Below are 15503 nucleotides of genomic sequence, written 5' to 3' on the forward strand. Positions count from 1 at the left end.
CGCATTATACTTTAAGTGTCAAATTCAAAGTAAAGGAGATCCTACGCAATGAAAAGTATAACGCAATTCGACCAAGAAAAGGACACTGAATCTTTAATTTCTGCTTTTTCTAAATTAATTGGTCTAGCTGATTTAAGCAAAAAGGTAAATTTTAAACGCCATTCCCTGGTTAGCTTGTTAATGGTTATTACCTGGATGATCAAGGCTAGATTTGCAAGAAAGTCGCTTTACCGCTGTCAGCGCGCAAAGAATTTTACTGCCAAAACTGGCAGAAATTAGTCTGTTTATCAGCGGCTAAATTGATTACCTCTTTAAGGCCGGTGATTGATCGCCGCAGAAGATTAGCTTTAATCGTTGATGACACGCTAATGGCTCGCTCTTGTTCTAAGAAGACTGAACTATTGGCTAAAGTCTATGATCATGACAAGCATGAATTTCTAACCGGCTATCGGGGTTTAACTATTGGCTGGAGTGACGGCAATACTTTCTTGCCGGTAAATTTTGCTTTGATGTCAACCAAGAAAAAAGAGAATATGATTGGCAGCCAACCAGTCACTACTGATCAGCGCTCAATTGCTGGCCGTAGAAGAACTCAAGCTCAAAGACCGATGAATACTGGCACCGTAGAGCTGATTAAGCAAGCTATCGCTATGGGCATACCAGCTGAATATGTCTTATTTGATAGCTGGTTCTCTTCACCTAAAATGTTCTGGCAGCTGAAGCAATTATGGTTCGATAGCGTAGGTATGCTTAAGCAGACTAAGAAAGTTTATTATCGTTACCGCGGCCGCCTTTATGATGTCAAAGGACTATATGAACGTTTGGCTGCTTCCAAAATGCATCAGAAAACAGACTATCTCTATAGCAGCGTGGTTGAAGCCGAATATCAAGGACATGCTTTTCCAATTAGATTAGTCTATGTCACTAAACGCGGCAGTAAAGGCAAATATTTAGTACTGGCAACTACGCAATACAAACTGCATCCACAAGAAATCATTCAGCTCTATGGCCGCAGATGGCAGATCGAAACTTATTTTAAAGCAGCTAAGCAATATTTAGCCTTAAACAAATCACAGATCCAAAGCTATGATGGACAATGCGGCTACATTGCCGTGACGGCTCTAACTTATGATCTGTTAGCTTGGCAAAAAAGACAAAGTACCGATGATCGAACTTTAGGCGATTTATTCTATCTAATGAATGAGGCACTGCCTGATTTAGCCTTTGAAGAAGCATTGGTCTACCTGCATACAGCTCTCAAAGAAGCAAAGGCCGAGATCTCCGCGACAGTGGAACAAATATTAGACAACTTTATTAAGTTATTGCCGGTTTTCATACAAAAACAGCTTCTGAGGCCGGCTTAAAAACTAATTTAAAAAACAAAAAGCCAGATCCAATAAGAGATCCGGCTAGTTTTAGTGCTTTCAAGTTTCAGTTAAGAAGTAAAATCTTTGTTTACTGGTTGGCGGACTGGAAGTTCGCCAACTTTTTTTGATATAATTATTTTAATGTTAAAGTAACAATTATATCTTTTTTAAGAGGCTAAAAATGAATTTTCCTTACCAAAGAAATTTTAATGAGTGGTGTAAAAGTCAAAATCTTGCTCCGCAAACAATTACTTCCATTAATCAATCAATTTTTTATTTTTGGAATTATTTTCTAAAAAATTCAAATTTGGAACCAACAATTTCCAATGTTTCTTCGCAAGATATTCGTTCATTCATTGATTATTTAGAGCAAAATCAACATAAGACAATCAGCACTCTCAATAAATATGTCACCCATTTGAAAAAGTACTTTTCTTTTCTCTACAATCATCAATTGGTTAAAAAATATCTTTTTACTGATCTTCATGGCTATACTTTCGATCGTACACCCCATATTTGTATTGACTGGATTAAAAACTTGAAAGAAATTATTTCTTGGTCAGAAATTAGTCTTACTACAAAAAAAGTATTAATTTTAATCGCATACGGGTTTGATCCTAAAACTTTTCTTGATCTAACTAGTAGCGATATCGATGCTATTAAAAATCCAGATTATCGTGCAATTTTGACTACTAATACTGATGACAATCCCTTAATTTTCCAAACCAAAACTGGCAAAGAAATCTCAGCTCTGACCTCTTTAACTAGAAAGATAGTTCCTGATAAAAAAGTTTTAAACTTTGATCTTACTCCGGGAAAACTTCGCTTGTCTTATGTTTATGCTCAAGTAAATGATCCAAGCTTATCTGATTTACAGCTAATGGAGCTATTACATTGCAATAGAAAAAGTTTAACTTATTATCGTAATCAATTAGATAAAATCAAACTTGCTCCCTTTAACCCAAAAAGGACGGCTTAAATTATTCAAGTCGTCCTTTTTATCTACTTCAAATTTTAATACCATGCTGGCTTATTACCATCAGTACCTTCCTTATCTAATCCAATATTCGCTTTTACATCTTTTTCAGGATTTTCGATTAGTTTAGTTACATAATCGGCAACACTTAATCTTGAAACTTCAGTACCCTTAAATGGAGTATTAGCACCAATAGTTTTTTCATAATTTATTTCATTTTTATTAGTCAGCCATGCTGGTCTAATAATTGTGTAGTCTAAATCACTAGCTGTAATCTTATCTGCAGCAGCTCTGTAAGTTGTTAAATAGGATCCCAAAATATTTCTATTCCATTCGCCGAATTTACCAGGTACTTCATCATAAATTCCAAGAGAAGAAATCCATATCAAACGTTTAATATGATTAGCATCCATGGCTTTAACTACAGTTTCTGCTTGTTCTTCAATATTACTTCCAGCTAAGTTAGCGTAGACTAAATCTACATCCTTTAAGGCAGCCTTCAATTCATTAAAGTTACTTGCATCACCCTTGATTACTTCTTCTCGGTCAGTAAGTTTATTTTGATTTAATTTATTAGGATGACGTAAGTATAGCATCATTTTTGCATCGGTATTCTTCAATAGCATTGGTTCAACCAATTGAGCAATTTGACCAGCAGCACCTAAAATAGCAATTTTTGTCATTTTTATTTTCCTCACTTTATATTCAAAAAACTAAATTCAATAAACTTTTTAAATAATTTATCTAGCTACAGTGCAAATTTGAATAATTTCTGTCATAACTATCTCCTTGCTTAGCTATCCTTCACTTACAATTTAATAGTAATGCTTACAAATAATAAGTCAACTAATTACTAATAATTTTATTTTGTTTTTGAATATTTCATATAGATTTACTTATTGAAAGAATTACAATAGATAAAGGAGAACATTACTAGATAGAGAGGTAAAAACATGACTAATAAAAGTTCTGTACCTAAGAAACTCTCCTTTATATCAATTTATTTCTTAGGTATTAACGCGGTCATTGGATCAGGAACGTTCCTGCTACCTTCTGTAATTTATCGTTACATGAACTTAACAGCTATTCTTGTTCTTCTATATACTGCTGTCACCGTCAGCATGATTGCCCTGTGCTATGCTGACTTATCCAGCCGTTTCACACAATCCGGAGCCGCTTGGCTTTATTCATATAATGCTTTTGGGCGTTTCTCGGGTTATGAACTAGGTATTTTTACTTGGTTTTTAGGATGTACAACTCTTTCTGCTGAAGTAGTTGCTTTATTAACCATTCTAAAGAGTTTTCTACCTATTTTTAAAAACAATGCAGTCTACATTAGTGGAGTTATCTTCTTAATTTTACTGTTTTCAATTATTAATTTCTTTGGTAGATCTTGGGTAAAAATTGTTAATAATATTTCAGCTGCAGCTAAGATTATTACATTACTTGTCTTCATTATTGTGGGAGCCTTCTTTATTAAGAAAGCTCACTTTACTCCAGTAATTCCACATGCAGCTTTAACAGGTGTTGGACCATTCTTTAAGCATTTTGGGGATGCCTTCACACCAATTTTTTACTTATTTACTGGCTTTTCTTTTATTCCAATTGCTGCAAAGCAAATGAATAATCCAGAAAAGAATATTCCACGCGTTTTAATTGCAGTAATGACTAGTGTTACAATTCTTGATTGCTTGATGCTTTTAGTTGCAATTGGTTTAAGTGGACAAAAACTAGGAAGTTATTCTAATCCATTAGCTAGTGCTTTAAAGACTGGTGTTGGCCAATGGGGATTTGCTTTTATGATTGTCGGAATGTTAATTTCAATCTTTGGTGTTGCCTTTAGTGCTTCATTTAACACCCCTTCCCTAATTGCATCCCTTGCTACTGAACATGGGATGCTTCCTAAATGGATTGGTAAGAAAAATAAACATGATGCTCCTTGGGTAGGTATTATTTTTACCGCTGTTCTTTCAGGTGCATTAGCTACTCAAAGTTATCTATTCCTTGTTTCATGTACAGTTTTAGCATCCTTTGTTCAATATGTACCATCAATTTTAGCAGTTATTAAATTTAAGCACAGTAATGAATATCCAACACATGGTTTTTCACTACCCGGGAAATACACTATTCCAATTATTGCTTTAATTATTTCTTGTTATATGGTTACTAACTTTACACCTAAGACCCTACTCTTAGGTGCTGTAGTTGCAGTAATTGCGGCCGCTTGCTATTTCTTTATTGATAAGGATGAAAAGTTAGAAAAAGAACATGAGGATTTTCTAGCTAAATTAAGACGTAAAAACTAAAAAAGCAAGCTGCTTATAAGATGCAGCTTGCTTTTTTTAGTTAAAGTTATAGGGTATAATTCACTTATCTTAATTCAAAGGAGCTAAAGATAAATATGGGTTTAACTTTTGAAAAAAATAATCAATTAGAAAAAATGCTTGATAAATTTGCTATCTTGCCAGATGATCCTAAAAAGAAAAAAGCTCAAAATAGCAAAGATAAGGAAAAAAATAAAGAGAAATAAAATAAGAGGTTGAAACGATTGGTTTCAACCTCTTTTATTATCTATTAATTTCTCTTTTTTAATTTTTTACTCCAAATCACTGCACCACTTACAGCTGCAATTAATGCACCGCAAATTATTACAAATGGATTAGTAGCCTTAGCCACAGTTTCTGGTAAGCGAGTAGCAACAGAAATTGGATTTGAACTCTTATTCTTATCCTTTGAGTTACTTACAACACTAACATTTTTTTCAGTAACAGTAGTTGATCCTAGATCCTTTATAACTACATCTTCGTTAGCTTTAGAACTGGATTTTGCTGCTTGGTCTTTATCAGTTTTCTCAACAGTAGTTGACTTTTCAGTATCGTTATCAGCGTCTTTTGCAGAAGTCTTAGCTTCACTTTCTACTTGTGAGCTCTTAGCAGTTGACTTTGATGTTCCTGCAGCTGAAGAGTTTTTATCTGAAGAAGTAGTAGTTGTATTTTCACTACTTTGACTAGCTGCACTATCTTTAACTGTTACGTAAACTGCTAATCGTGATCTAGATCCATCTGGGAAAGTAACATAGACTGTTCCGTAACTAGTTCCGGCCTTATTAACTTCAGGCTTATTATCCCAAGCAGCTACTGTTCCAGCTGGAACCTGACTCCAATTAGAAATTCCACTTGTTGCATCGGGTAAAACACCCTTAGTAGTAGTTAAAGCTTGTACAGTTAATGGGTTAGTATAAGCTTGTAAATTCTTATGTTCTTCAAGTTGAGTTTGATAAGTCTTGGCTTGATCAGTAGTTGCGGTGCTACTATCAGCACTTGTAGTACTTGCTGCAAAAGCAGTTCCACCTACACTCAAAGATGCTAACATTGCAGCTGCACCTAAACTTGTAATGATATTTTTCTTCTTAACTTTTCTCATCATAATTCACGCTCCTCAGCAAGGTAAGCTATACTTAAGCTTGCTGTTTTATTTACTTTTATTATACCGTAGTTTTACAAAAATGTTACAAATTAAGATATTTTTTACATTCTTTGTAATATTTTAAGAAATACGCGTTATTAGCGCTTTCACATTATTTATATCATAGGCATTTTGAAAACAAAAAACATATGCTTAAAAACTTAATTATGATGAATAGGTTATTAGCTGGCTAAATAAGTCAAAGCAACCTGTAATTGAGTCAGATCATTAAGTGTAGCTGGGATATCGCCTTGATCTACCACTTGGTAAATTTCTAAAGTCTCTTCATCAAATTCAAAACCAGCTCCAATTACAATATCCATTGCTTCTTCAAGTAAATCCATATTTTCTTGACCGGGATCAAGCTTAAATAAAGTTCCCCCATCATCAGTAATGCGGTAGTAATCATCTTCTTTTTCAATCCAGCAATATACTAAGTCCCCATATGCACCAATTAGAGGGGTGGCTACCTCAATGTCCGAGCCAGCTTTTATAAAATGAATATTTTCTTTTAACCAATTCATAGCATTTTGCTCAATTAGCTCTATTTCAGAATTTTTCATAGTTCTCTCCTTGTTTTTATTCAAATTATAACTTAATTAGGCAAAAAAAAAGAAGCTTCTGCTTTCGGCTTCTTCTCTTGTAATTAAATTATCTATGAATTTGAGCAAATTCAACTACGCGATTTAATAATTGAGTAAAGTTGTTTACTTCATTTCTAAGGTCACGAGCGTTGATATAGTCACGTGTTAGTTCTCCGCGGTCATCTAATAGTACACCAAATTCACTAGCTAAACGTGCCACATCACTGGCAATGCTTGCGAAACTACCGATATTATTATCAATCATTTGTGCGGTAAATACGCGATCATTCAAGGCATAAGTTCCGTTAGGATAAACAACTAAATAAAAGTGAATAGTATCGTCCAGGCCATCAACTACATTAGTTGAAACACGATATTCATTATCATCAACCGGTTCAATTGAAAATGACGAACTGATGCCATTATCTTCTCTAAAAGATTTCATTAAAACGTCTTCAAGATCATACATAGAAACTGACCTCCAACATCTTTATCTAAAAATAAATTTAACAAATTAATTCACTACATATCTATTATATCTTTTCTAGGAAAAATATGTTCTTTGAGCTCCCAAACTTGAAAAATAATATATTATTTTTCAAATACCTTCTTATCAACGCTTAATTTTACTGTTTTATATTAATAATTTTGGTTATAATAAAAGAAGTTTTAAATGGAGGAAATTAATTTGAAAAAGTTAATCGTTGGTGCTTTAAGTTGTAGTCTTTTATTACTTGCGGGTTGTCGTAACAATTTGGTTGAGCCAAAACATAAATCTTCTGCAGCAGACTATGCCATTATTCAGTCTTCTCATAAGCAATCTCATAAAAAAGTTGAAAAAGAGAAACCTAAAAATAAAGAAGATAAAAAGGAAAAAGCAGATAAAACTGATCAGAAAAAAGCTGAAGACACTAAGATGGATGATCAACTAGATAGTCTCCAAAATAAAGAAGAGCAATCTAGTTCTGAAAGCCAAAGTTCTAGTTCATCAAGTACTCCTACACCTATTCAACGTAGTGAACATAAGACAAGCAGTAGCCTACCAAAATCTAACTTTGGTACTTCTTTCTATACTATTCCACGCCGTAATTATAGTTATTATAATCCTCAACCTAACTATTACTTTGATAACAGCTGGACTACTAACAGTAATGCAAATGCAACTACTCAAAGTTCTGCTACAAGTAGTTCAAACTCTGAAAATGCACACACTTCATCATCTTCTACTGCTTCATCTGAATCTTCTTCAAGTTCAAGCAAGGAAAGTGAAACGCCAGCTAGTCAAAATAATGAATCTGAATCAACTAGCTCAACTGAAAATACTCAAGACTAATAAAAAGACATTCGATCGAATGTCTTTTTTTAATAAGTTTGATCTCTATCTCCATCTAAAATATGTTCACTTAACTTTTCATCGAAAAAGATTGGTAAGTCATGGTCAAAATTATATGCTAATTTTGCTTTTTCTATTTCTTCCCTTGTCATCCAAGTTAAATCTCCTTCATCAGAAGCCTTTAATGTACCAGTAAACTTAGTAGCTACGTAGAAAAATACAAGATAGCGATCATCATTATGATCAAAAAATTGCTTTACTCCAACTAAACGCGGATTCTCAATTTCTAATCCCGTCTCTTCTTTTATTTCTCTAACCACTGAATCATAAAAAGCTTCATGAGATTCGACGTGGCCACCCGGAAAAGTTAAACCAGGCCAAACTGGATCAGTCCTATTTAGAACTAAAATTTTATCTTTATCTTTTATCATACACATATTAGTTAAAGTTATAGCTTCTGTTCTTTTCATTTCTTCTCCATTTTACATAATTTTAATTATATTATTTCTATAATTTATTATTGTTTAAGTTTTATTTTACTGCTGTTAATTAATTTCTCTAAGTAAATTTTATTAGTATAATTAAATTAAATAGACTAAAATTTTTCAAAGGAATTTAGATATGACACTACAAATCAATACCAGAGTAGACTCAATTACCTGGCCTCTTAATCAAAATTTGACCAATCAAGAAATAATCTCTCAATTGGAACTTACAGTTACAGAAAATGGCCATCTTATTTCAAATGATAATCTTAGTATAAATAAAAAGGCTGTTAATCGGTCTGAAGCAGGAGTATATCCAGTAATTATCACTGCAATTGGTACTAATAATGAATATGCGACCAAGAAAATTCAAGCCTGGGTAACGGATAAAAACAATGTAGTTGATTCTTCCCCTACTCCTCAACCAGCTCCCACAAAACCAGCACAATATACTTCTTCTAATAAACCTGCTAGTCCTAAAAAGAAAGGCAAGAAAAAGATAGTATATATTGTTCTTGGAGTGCTTGTTTTATTAATTGCCATCATTTTTGGTATTTCAGCTTGTCAAGCTCATAATGATACAGTTCAAAATGAGCAAGCTCAAAGTAATGCCCTCAATAATACTAACAGTAAATTAGATAATCTATCTGAACAAAACAAGCAATTAATGCAACAAAATAAAGAACTACAAAGTGCTATCAATACCTATAAGCAGGATCAAAATAAAGAGGAATTACAAAACCAATTAAACCAAATCAAAACTGAAAATGAACAATTGAAAAATAATGCGGCTAATAATCAAGCCTTACAAAATCAAATTGATCAACTGGGCTCTACTATCGACCAAATCAAACAAAATCCAAATCAGGCCGATTCATTATTAGATCAAATGAAAAATAATCAAAATGAATTTATGCAGAACTTAAATGCGACTTTTCAAAAACTAGTTAGCGATTTCCAGCAACTAATTGGACAATAATGCTACCTAATAAAAAACTGGGAATTATGAAATATCCTCATAGTTCTCAGTTTTTTAATATTTAATTAGTCATCTGTATCAACATCAGCATCACTGCTTGTATCGGCACTTGAATTTGTGTCTGTACTTTCGTCAGAATGTGAATTGCTGCTTGCATTATCGCTAGATTTTTTAATGGTTTTAGACTCATAAACTTTTGCAGTTAATGATTTACCAAATTTAGAATCGTAAGGTTCGAATACATAATGGGTTGCATTAGTTTTAGCTCCATTTGCAGGATCTAATTTATATACTATAGCAAAATTACCGGTCATATTAGGTTCAACCTTCTTACGACCCTCCTTAATCTGATTTCCCCAAGGTGTTAATTCATTTTCAATGTCCGTGGTGACCAAAACAAGATCATGAGTAGCTTTGCCAACTTTCTCCATTACTTTTAAGTGGTTACTAAAGAAAGATGTTGGATCAATGCTTTCTTTATCATTATTACTGAAAGTTCCTTGTACTAGAGCATAGTGTTCATCGCCATCAGAACTCTTAACAGTGACGTTGGTTACATTATTGATAGCGATATATCCCTTACTATCTTGGAAATTTCCACCATAAGCTTTACCATCGTTACTGTTACTATTATTAGCTTGATTGTCAGCCGCTGTACTTAAATCTTTTTTAGAGCGTTTTGTACTCTCACTACCGCTTTCATCTGTCTTTTCGATAGACTTCTTTGACTTACTAGTAGTTGTTTGTTTGCTGCTACTATTGTTTGTTTGACTAGAGCAAGCACTTGTTCCTAATCCCAGAAGTACTAAGCCTAATGCTCCTAAAAGATATCTTTTTTTCATCAAAAAACCTCCCTATTTGAATACATCAATAATTCTAGCATTTTTAGTTAAAAAATTATACAGATTATATAACGAATTGAGTTTTCAAATTACGGATTAGCCTGTTATGGAAGCAGGCTTTAAACCTGCTTTACGTGATGATTTTTCCTTGCACAACAAGTAGAAGCAGCTTGATTTCATAACAAGTAGAGTTAGTGTATTTAGTTATGGGATGATAATCTGGATTATCTTTATTAAATATTTAAGTCCTATCCTCGAGAAAAAATATCAAAATAAAAACGACACTCGTTTGAGTATCGTTTTCTTTAAGACAAGCAAGGCGAGATTTGCACCCACACCTATCTGACATCTATGCGCGTCCACCTAACTATCTCCTACCTTCATAGTAGACTCGTGAGTCGCTTTTTTAGCATAGCCCCATTGTTCTTCTCTATAATAAACTACGTTCACTTGTCCTTTCATTATTGTAGCAAATCCTATTGGCCTTTAGTCAATTGATGGTGTCACATTTTTTCTCTCTTGATATTTTTATATAAATCAACTAATATGAGCTATCAAGTCATTCAATTAATTGACGTAGGATTGTATAGATATAGTATGTTTTGAATGATGTGGCATTTTTTATTTACTGGAGAATACGAGTTATTAATTTTGCCAACACCACTTTTCATGGGATTACCTCCACATACGTGGAGAATACTTATTTTCACCCTGTCTTAAACCTATTACTTCAGGATCATCTCCACTTACGTGGAGAACACAAGAACGTCCAACATCTGCTGATATTGATCATTGGGATCATCTCCACATACGTGGAGAACACTTACTAGTTAAAAAAGTTAAATACAAGAAAATGGGATCATCTCCACATACGTGGAGAACACTGTGTTGGAACTTTTGGTTTAGTTAAGTCAACAGGATCATCTCCACATACGTGGAGAACACAAACAGGTAAGGAACATGGACTTCTAAAAACAGGGATCATCTCCACATACGTGGAGAACACGTCTTCTTTGGAATAATGATACGTTTTAATGGAGGATCATCTCCACATACGTGGAGAACACTAAAAGAATCCTATCGTAGCAACATTTTAAAAAGATGTAATGGTCCAAATACATTACTTTTATCAAACTTTAAAGCTTTAATTTTCCCTCATTAATCAACTTCAAGGCCAATTGATACGTACTTTTTGCATCAGAATCTGCATGATGTGGATTTTGATTTTCAATTTTATATTCAGACAATACTGTACTCAACTTATAATTATCAAGAAATTTATTATTCTTTTTAATTATCGGAAGTAAATCTTTAGAAGTATTAATTAACCCAGAAATATTATTTCTTTTATAGGCTATATCCAAAAAACTAATATCAAATGTTAAATTGTAACCTAATAAAATTCGATCACCCAGAAAGTCTTTCAGCATTTTTAAAACTTCAATTAAATTGCTTCCCTTTGATTTTAATATCTTCATATTCAAACCAGTTAATTCACTTACACCAGCCGGAATACAGTTTACATCCCTAATTAATTTATAAAATACATCAACTTTTCCATTTTTCAAGTACTTAACGGCACCAATAGAAAGAATCTCGCTTTTATTGGGAGCTAAGCCTGTAGTTTCGATATCAATTACTGCAAACTTTAATAACGTTGAATTATGTAACACAGATCGTGAATTTACCTTAGCCTTATGATATTTTGCAGCATTACTAAACCCTAGTTTTAAATTTGGCGTTACATTAACATGTTTTAATAGAGGAATACCATCAAAATCTACTATTTTTCTGTCTAATCGAGTGGTTCGAAAGGTATACCCTAATTCATTATTCGTATTATAAACGAGAGTAGCTTCTCCTTGACCGATATTTTTTTGAACACGTTCCCACAATAGGTCTCTAACTTTTGCATTAACACTTCCAACATAGATTCCAGTTTGAATTTCTTGACACCATTTTGTTAAATCACCACGTAAGGAAGCTGGTGTTTTGGATAGAGTAATTACAATCATTAAAACTACTCCTCTAGCTCATGGTACTGGACTCCAAATTTTTGAAGCCCTTTTTTATTGTCCCAAAGACTCATTACTGCATGCACTTCGTCTTGATTTTTAATATCTAATAAATATTTGAGATCTTTGACCATTTTTTCTATTAATTTTCCATCTTTAAAAGCATCCCTCATTGCATGTCTTGTATGGGCTGCAATGTCATCTTTTCCATATTCCTTAACCATTTCAAAGGCAATAGGAATTGAATAATCCGCCTTATACAGATCAGAAAAATCATATACAAAGGATAAATCATGGCCAGTATGAATAAAACCTAGTCCAGCAGATGCACCTAAAGCAACAATTACACTATAACTTAATCCATAGAGAGCTTGATGAGCTGCTGTTAGAGCTTGATTAATTGGAGTACTTGACTCAAAATCATCAACTTTGTATTCTCTCCGTGACCAGGCAACTCCTGTTTTCTGAGATTGGTCTTGATAAACTCTTCTAATACGGGCTCCCTCTTTACCACGCAATTGTTGCATGGTCAGCCCAGAAACATCCATTCCCGGGAAACGCATTTGATACATTTTTCGAGCCACCGCTAAGCGTGTCCTCGTGTTAGAAACTAATTTAGCTTGTGCTTGAAGCAAGATCGATGAATGATTTAGTGACCGACCATGAGCATATTGTCTTACTCCATCTTCACCTACCCATAGGACTGCCATTCCCGCATCTCCCATTAGTTCCATTGCACGATGTGTTACATCAATACCAGGCCCAAGAAGTAAAACACTAATAATTGCAGCAGGAATATAGACCGTTCCCGTACTATCTGCCACGCTAATTGCACTATCAATTCTATTTAACTTTGCATGCTCTAAGTATAAAAAAGTTATTCTGTCACTAACCTTGCTTAGTTCACTGATTTCCGGCTTTTTTGCCCCAAATTTTCTCTGCATGATTACATTGGGATGACTGTTAATAGTCCCATCCCATACGCTTTCTCTCTTCCAATACCGCTTATCATTGCATTTTTGAATTTTTTCAAATCTGTTATTTCTAAAATTCCTTCAAAAGTGACACAACTAAGTCTAGCTGTTCCACTTTCTTTATGACGCAATAATTTCCATTCACGATTAACAATATCCACTTTCGGATAATTTCCTTGACTTTTTACTATTTTGAATCCGTTACTTTCGGTCCGATCTAAAAACCACTTTTTTTGCTGATCAATAGTAATATGTGGCATAATTCGGCCCTGTCTTTGCCCAGGAACACTTATTTTTCGACTAGGATTTGCTGTTAAACGAAACCGTAATATTTCTCCCTCATATAATTTATCCAGGAAATCATCATACTTTTTCGTGCTAGCTGTTCCTAACACTCCATACTTAGTTAGTTTTTCTAAATTTGGTTTCTGTTCACTTAAAACTAATAAGTAGCTTTTTCCATTTAGAACATCTATACGCCATAGGTTTCTGGGCCGATTATCTTTGTCTTGATATTTTGGAAAACATGATTCAACCCAATTGTGATAAGCACCCAAATGAGACAAATCGCTTATTTTTCGTCTATTTTTTAAATCAATTTCAACTCTTGATAAATACATTATTAACCTCTTTATATATTCGACATTATGTCATGCATTGTTTCAGCATGTTTATTTATTTGATTCTTCATTGGTATATATGTACTTACCACTTCACGGTAATCATGATATCGATTTCTTTGGTCAAATGAGCCCACTTTATCCTTCACTTGAAATACAAAATGATCTCTTGCTCCAAGATTAGCATCATAAACGAGCTCTGCATTAAAACTAGAATGCTTTCTTTGATACCATTCGGCTGCTTGCCAATCCATTGATTTTAAAACATTTAATGGATTTTGATTATTAAACACTTCAATTTCCAGTGGTCCAGCCGGAGGACATGAGCGTCTACCTAAAAATAATGAAAATTTAGGATGCTGCAAAGCATAATGAATTTTTTCGATGAGATCATCATTTTCTGATCCAATTGCTACCATAAATATTGCATCCTGTAGATAATAGCGATACGTTAATTTCTTTGTTTTTTTTGTAGCACTTTTTGCATATTCAACGATTTGAAAGTCATTTACTATTTGTCCCGGTTGATCACTTCTTACTGCAAACTCCAAATCATTTAATTTTAAGATTTTTTTATCATTACGATCATATCCTAAGGATGCAGAAATCATTCCAATTACTGCACTTTTAGTAGGATAAGGATTGGTAGTTCGTCTTTCAAAAGTAGCTTCATTACCATAAGCTTGAAGTGGCGCCTTTAATTTAATCGTCAGTGTCTTCATTTTCTACCCTCTTAGCCACTACAGTAGAAACATCATTTAATAACTCATCAATATTTGTTTTTCTTTCTCCTACAGTTGTTACAAATCCTTTATTGGCATGAACAAAACTAGCTAATGGTTCACCTATCCAACTACTAGTGCTATCAAATTCTGCCTCTAATTGTTCAATAGATTTTTTAGCATAACCATTATTACTTTGGATCGGTCTTTCAAATGCTGAAATTAGGTTTACAGGAGTATCTTCTCTAATGGTTACTAAGATGTATTGAGGTAAAGTTTTATTCGCATAGGAATTTTGATGACCTGTAGGCATTGTCAAAGCAAAGTTTTTAATAAATTCTTTCAAACCTATTTGAGCTAACTCTTCTCCCAAATTATGAATCAATTCATTCATATTTACATTTGCATATCTATATAAAGTAGAAGAATTATATTCAAGCGTTCCAAGCATGGCGGAACCTGATTCTTCAGAGGTTTTAGCGTCATCTACTGCTGTAAAGAAATCAAATTCTGGCACAACTTCATGAGTTGAGATAGCATGTGCTACTTGAGCAGAGGCTTCAACATTTAGTTCTGGATCATCTGCTACCATTCTACCAAAAAGTGCTAAATCTAATGATTGATTTCTATCTAATTCCTTTTTAGCTTCCTTTAAAACTTTCGTTGCTTCTTTTTTGTCTAATTCATCAATTTTATTAATTTCATCATTATTTAGAATATATTCTGCCAATTTTCTTAGTTGACTAGGACTAAAGAAAAGTAAGACTTTGGTTTCAAAATCTTTATCATTACTTTTATCATTTTTCTTTGCCTTATCAAACTTTAATCCCATATTAGATAAGACTTCTTTAGCTTTTTTGCGTGCATCATCAAAACTTAAAGAAGAATCTTGTTTCATTAACTCTTTGGCCAATAAGGTAGCCGTTCGTTTAGTACGAAAGCCATTAAGCCAATCATGTTCTTTACTATCTTTTTTAAATCCTTCTCTAATCGCTTTTTTCCAGCTTTGTGATGACACACGTGATCTAGTAGCTCCTCCATAAATAGCAGTTTTTGGTGCACCAGTATCGTCTCTATTGATATTTGATGATGGTACAGTTTGTAATACATGAATATCAACGTATAAGTTATTTTTTGTCAT

16 protein-coding genes, 1 pseudogene and 1 CRISPR repeat array are annotated in these 15503 nt (G+C 33.4%); of the genes and pseudogenes, 6 read left to right on the top strand and 11 right to left on the bottom strand.

Features of this window, described 5'->3' with window-relative positions:
• Window positions 1–48 precede the first annotated feature (48 nt).
• Window positions 49–1364, top strand: a pseudogene (locus tag GTO82_RS05510) (IS4 family transposase).
• Between the two features lie 184 nt (window positions 1365–1548).
• Window positions 1549–2346: a site-specific integrase gene (locus tag GTO82_RS05515; RefSeq protein ID WP_180872812.1), complete on the top strand. Its 798-nt coding sequence runs from the start codon at window positions 1549–1551 to the stop codon at window positions 2344–2346.
• A 35-nt stretch (window positions 2347–2381) separates the two neighbouring features.
• Here the strand turns inward: GTO82_RS05515 and GTO82_RS05520 are convergent, their stop codons facing one another.
• Window positions 2382–3026, bottom strand: coding sequence for an NAD(P)H-binding protein (locus GTO82_RS05520; protein ID WP_180872813.1), 645 nt, complete (start codon window positions 3024–3026; stop codon window positions 2382–2384).
• Window positions 3027–3296: 270 nt separating this feature from the next.
• On the opposite strand from GTO82_RS05520, the gene GTO82_RS05525 reads away from it, so the two are divergent.
• Window positions 3297–4649, top strand: a complete 1353-nt coding sequence (locus tag GTO82_RS05525) for an APC family permease (RefSeq protein ID WP_180872814.1) — start codon at window positions 3297–3299, stop codon at window positions 4647–4649.
• A 95-nt stretch (window positions 4650–4744) separates the two neighbouring features.
• Complete coding sequence (locus GTO82_RS09750; protein ID WP_260307612.1) at window positions 4745–4873, top strand: SPJ_0845 family protein; 129 nt, start codon at window positions 4745–4747, stop codon at window positions 4871–4873.
• Window positions 4874–4917: 44 nt separating this feature from the next.
• On the opposite strand, the gene GTO82_RS05530 is transcribed toward GTO82_RS09750, so the two are convergent.
• The 3 genes from GTO82_RS05530 to GTO82_RS05540 all read right to left on the bottom strand — a co-directional run bounded on the left by GTO82_RS05530 (window position 4918) and on the right by GTO82_RS05540 (window position 6861).
• Window positions 4918–5769 (bottom strand): Rib/alpha-like domain-containing protein, encoded by an 852-nt coding sequence (locus GTO82_RS05530; RefSeq protein WP_180872815.1) that lies wholly within the window; start codon window positions 5767–5769, stop codon window positions 4918–4920.
• A gap of 221 nt (window positions 5770–5990) precedes the next feature.
• A complete protein-coding gene (locus tag GTO82_RS05535; protein WP_180872816.1) occupies window positions 5991–6371 on the bottom strand; it encodes a DUF1828 domain-containing protein in 381 nt (126 codons plus the stop codon).
• Window positions 6372–6459: 88 nt separating this feature from the next.
• Complete coding sequence (locus GTO82_RS05540) at window positions 6460–6861, bottom strand: hypothetical protein (RefSeq protein WP_180872817.1); 402 nt, start codon at window positions 6859–6861, stop codon at window positions 6460–6462.
• Between the two features lie 204 nt (window positions 6862–7065).
• On the opposite strand from GTO82_RS05540, the gene GTO82_RS05545 reads away from it, so the two are divergent.
• Entirely contained in the window at window positions 7066–7725 is a 660-nt protein-coding gene (locus tag GTO82_RS05545) for a hypothetical protein (protein ID WP_180872818.1), read from the top strand.
• A gap of 29 nt (window positions 7726–7754) precedes the next feature.
• Here the strand turns inward: GTO82_RS05545 and GTO82_RS05550 are convergent, their stop codons facing one another.
• Entirely contained in the window at window positions 7755–8195 is a 441-nt protein-coding gene (locus GTO82_RS05550; protein ID WP_180872819.1) for an 8-oxo-dGTP diphosphatase, read from the bottom strand.
• Between the two features lie 151 nt (window positions 8196–8346).
• Between GTO82_RS05550 and GTO82_RS05555 the strand changes: the two genes are divergently transcribed.
• Window positions 8347–9189, top strand: a complete 843-nt coding sequence (locus tag GTO82_RS05555; RefSeq protein ID WP_180872820.1) for a hypothetical protein — start codon at window positions 8347–8349, stop codon at window positions 9187–9189.
• A 65-nt stretch (window positions 9190–9254) separates the two neighbouring features.
• Here the strand turns inward: GTO82_RS05555 and GTO82_RS05560 are convergent, their stop codons facing one another.
• The 6 genes from GTO82_RS05560 to cas7e form a co-directional block, all read right to left on the bottom strand.
• Entirely contained in the window at window positions 9255–10031 is a 777-nt protein-coding gene (locus GTO82_RS05560; protein ID WP_180872821.1) for a hypothetical protein, read from the bottom strand.
• A 672-nt stretch (window positions 10032–10703) separates the two neighbouring features.
• A CRISPR array of direct repeats spans window positions 10704–11098; the repeat unit is 28 nt; unit sequence GGATCATCTCCACATACGTGGAGAACAC.
• 69 nt (window positions 11099–11167) lie between these two features.
• Window positions 11168–12046 (bottom strand): type I-E CRISPR-associated endoribonuclease Cas2e, encoded by an 879-nt coding sequence (gene cas2e, locus GTO82_RS05565; protein ID WP_180872822.1) that lies wholly within the window; start codon window positions 12044–12046, stop codon window positions 11168–11170.
• Window positions 12047–12051: 5 nt separating this feature from the next.
• Window positions 12052–12990, bottom strand: a complete 939-nt coding sequence (gene cas1e, locus GTO82_RS05570; RefSeq protein WP_180872823.1) for a type I-E CRISPR-associated endonuclease Cas1e — start codon at window positions 12988–12990, stop codon at window positions 12052–12054.
• A 2-nt stretch (window positions 12991–12992) separates the two neighbouring features.
• Window positions 12993–13640 (bottom strand): type I-E CRISPR-associated protein Cas6/Cse3/CasE, encoded by a 648-nt coding sequence (gene cas6e / locus GTO82_RS05575; RefSeq protein WP_180872824.1) that lies wholly within the window; start codon window positions 13638–13640, stop codon window positions 12993–12995.
• 11 nt (window positions 13641–13651) lie between these two features.
• Window positions 13652–14362, bottom strand: coding sequence for a type I-E CRISPR-associated protein Cas5/CasD (gene cas5e, locus GTO82_RS05580; RefSeq protein ID WP_127795552.1), 711 nt, complete (start codon window positions 14360–14362; stop codon window positions 13652–13654).
• The gene (cas7e, locus tag GTO82_RS05585) at window positions 14343–15503 is read right to left on the bottom strand and encodes a type I-E CRISPR-associated protein Cas7/Cse4/CasC (protein WP_180872825.1); all 1161 of its coding nucleotides are present in this window, start codon (window positions 15501–15503) and stop codon (window positions 14343–14345) included. The genes cas5e and cas7e overlap by 20 nt, the downstream gene beginning before the upstream one ends.

It is taken from the genome of Lactobacillus johnsonii (genome assembly GCF_013487865.1).
GTDB classification, from domain to species: Bacteria; Bacillota; Bacilli; order Lactobacillales; family Lactobacillaceae; genus Lactobacillus; species Lactobacillus johnsonii_A.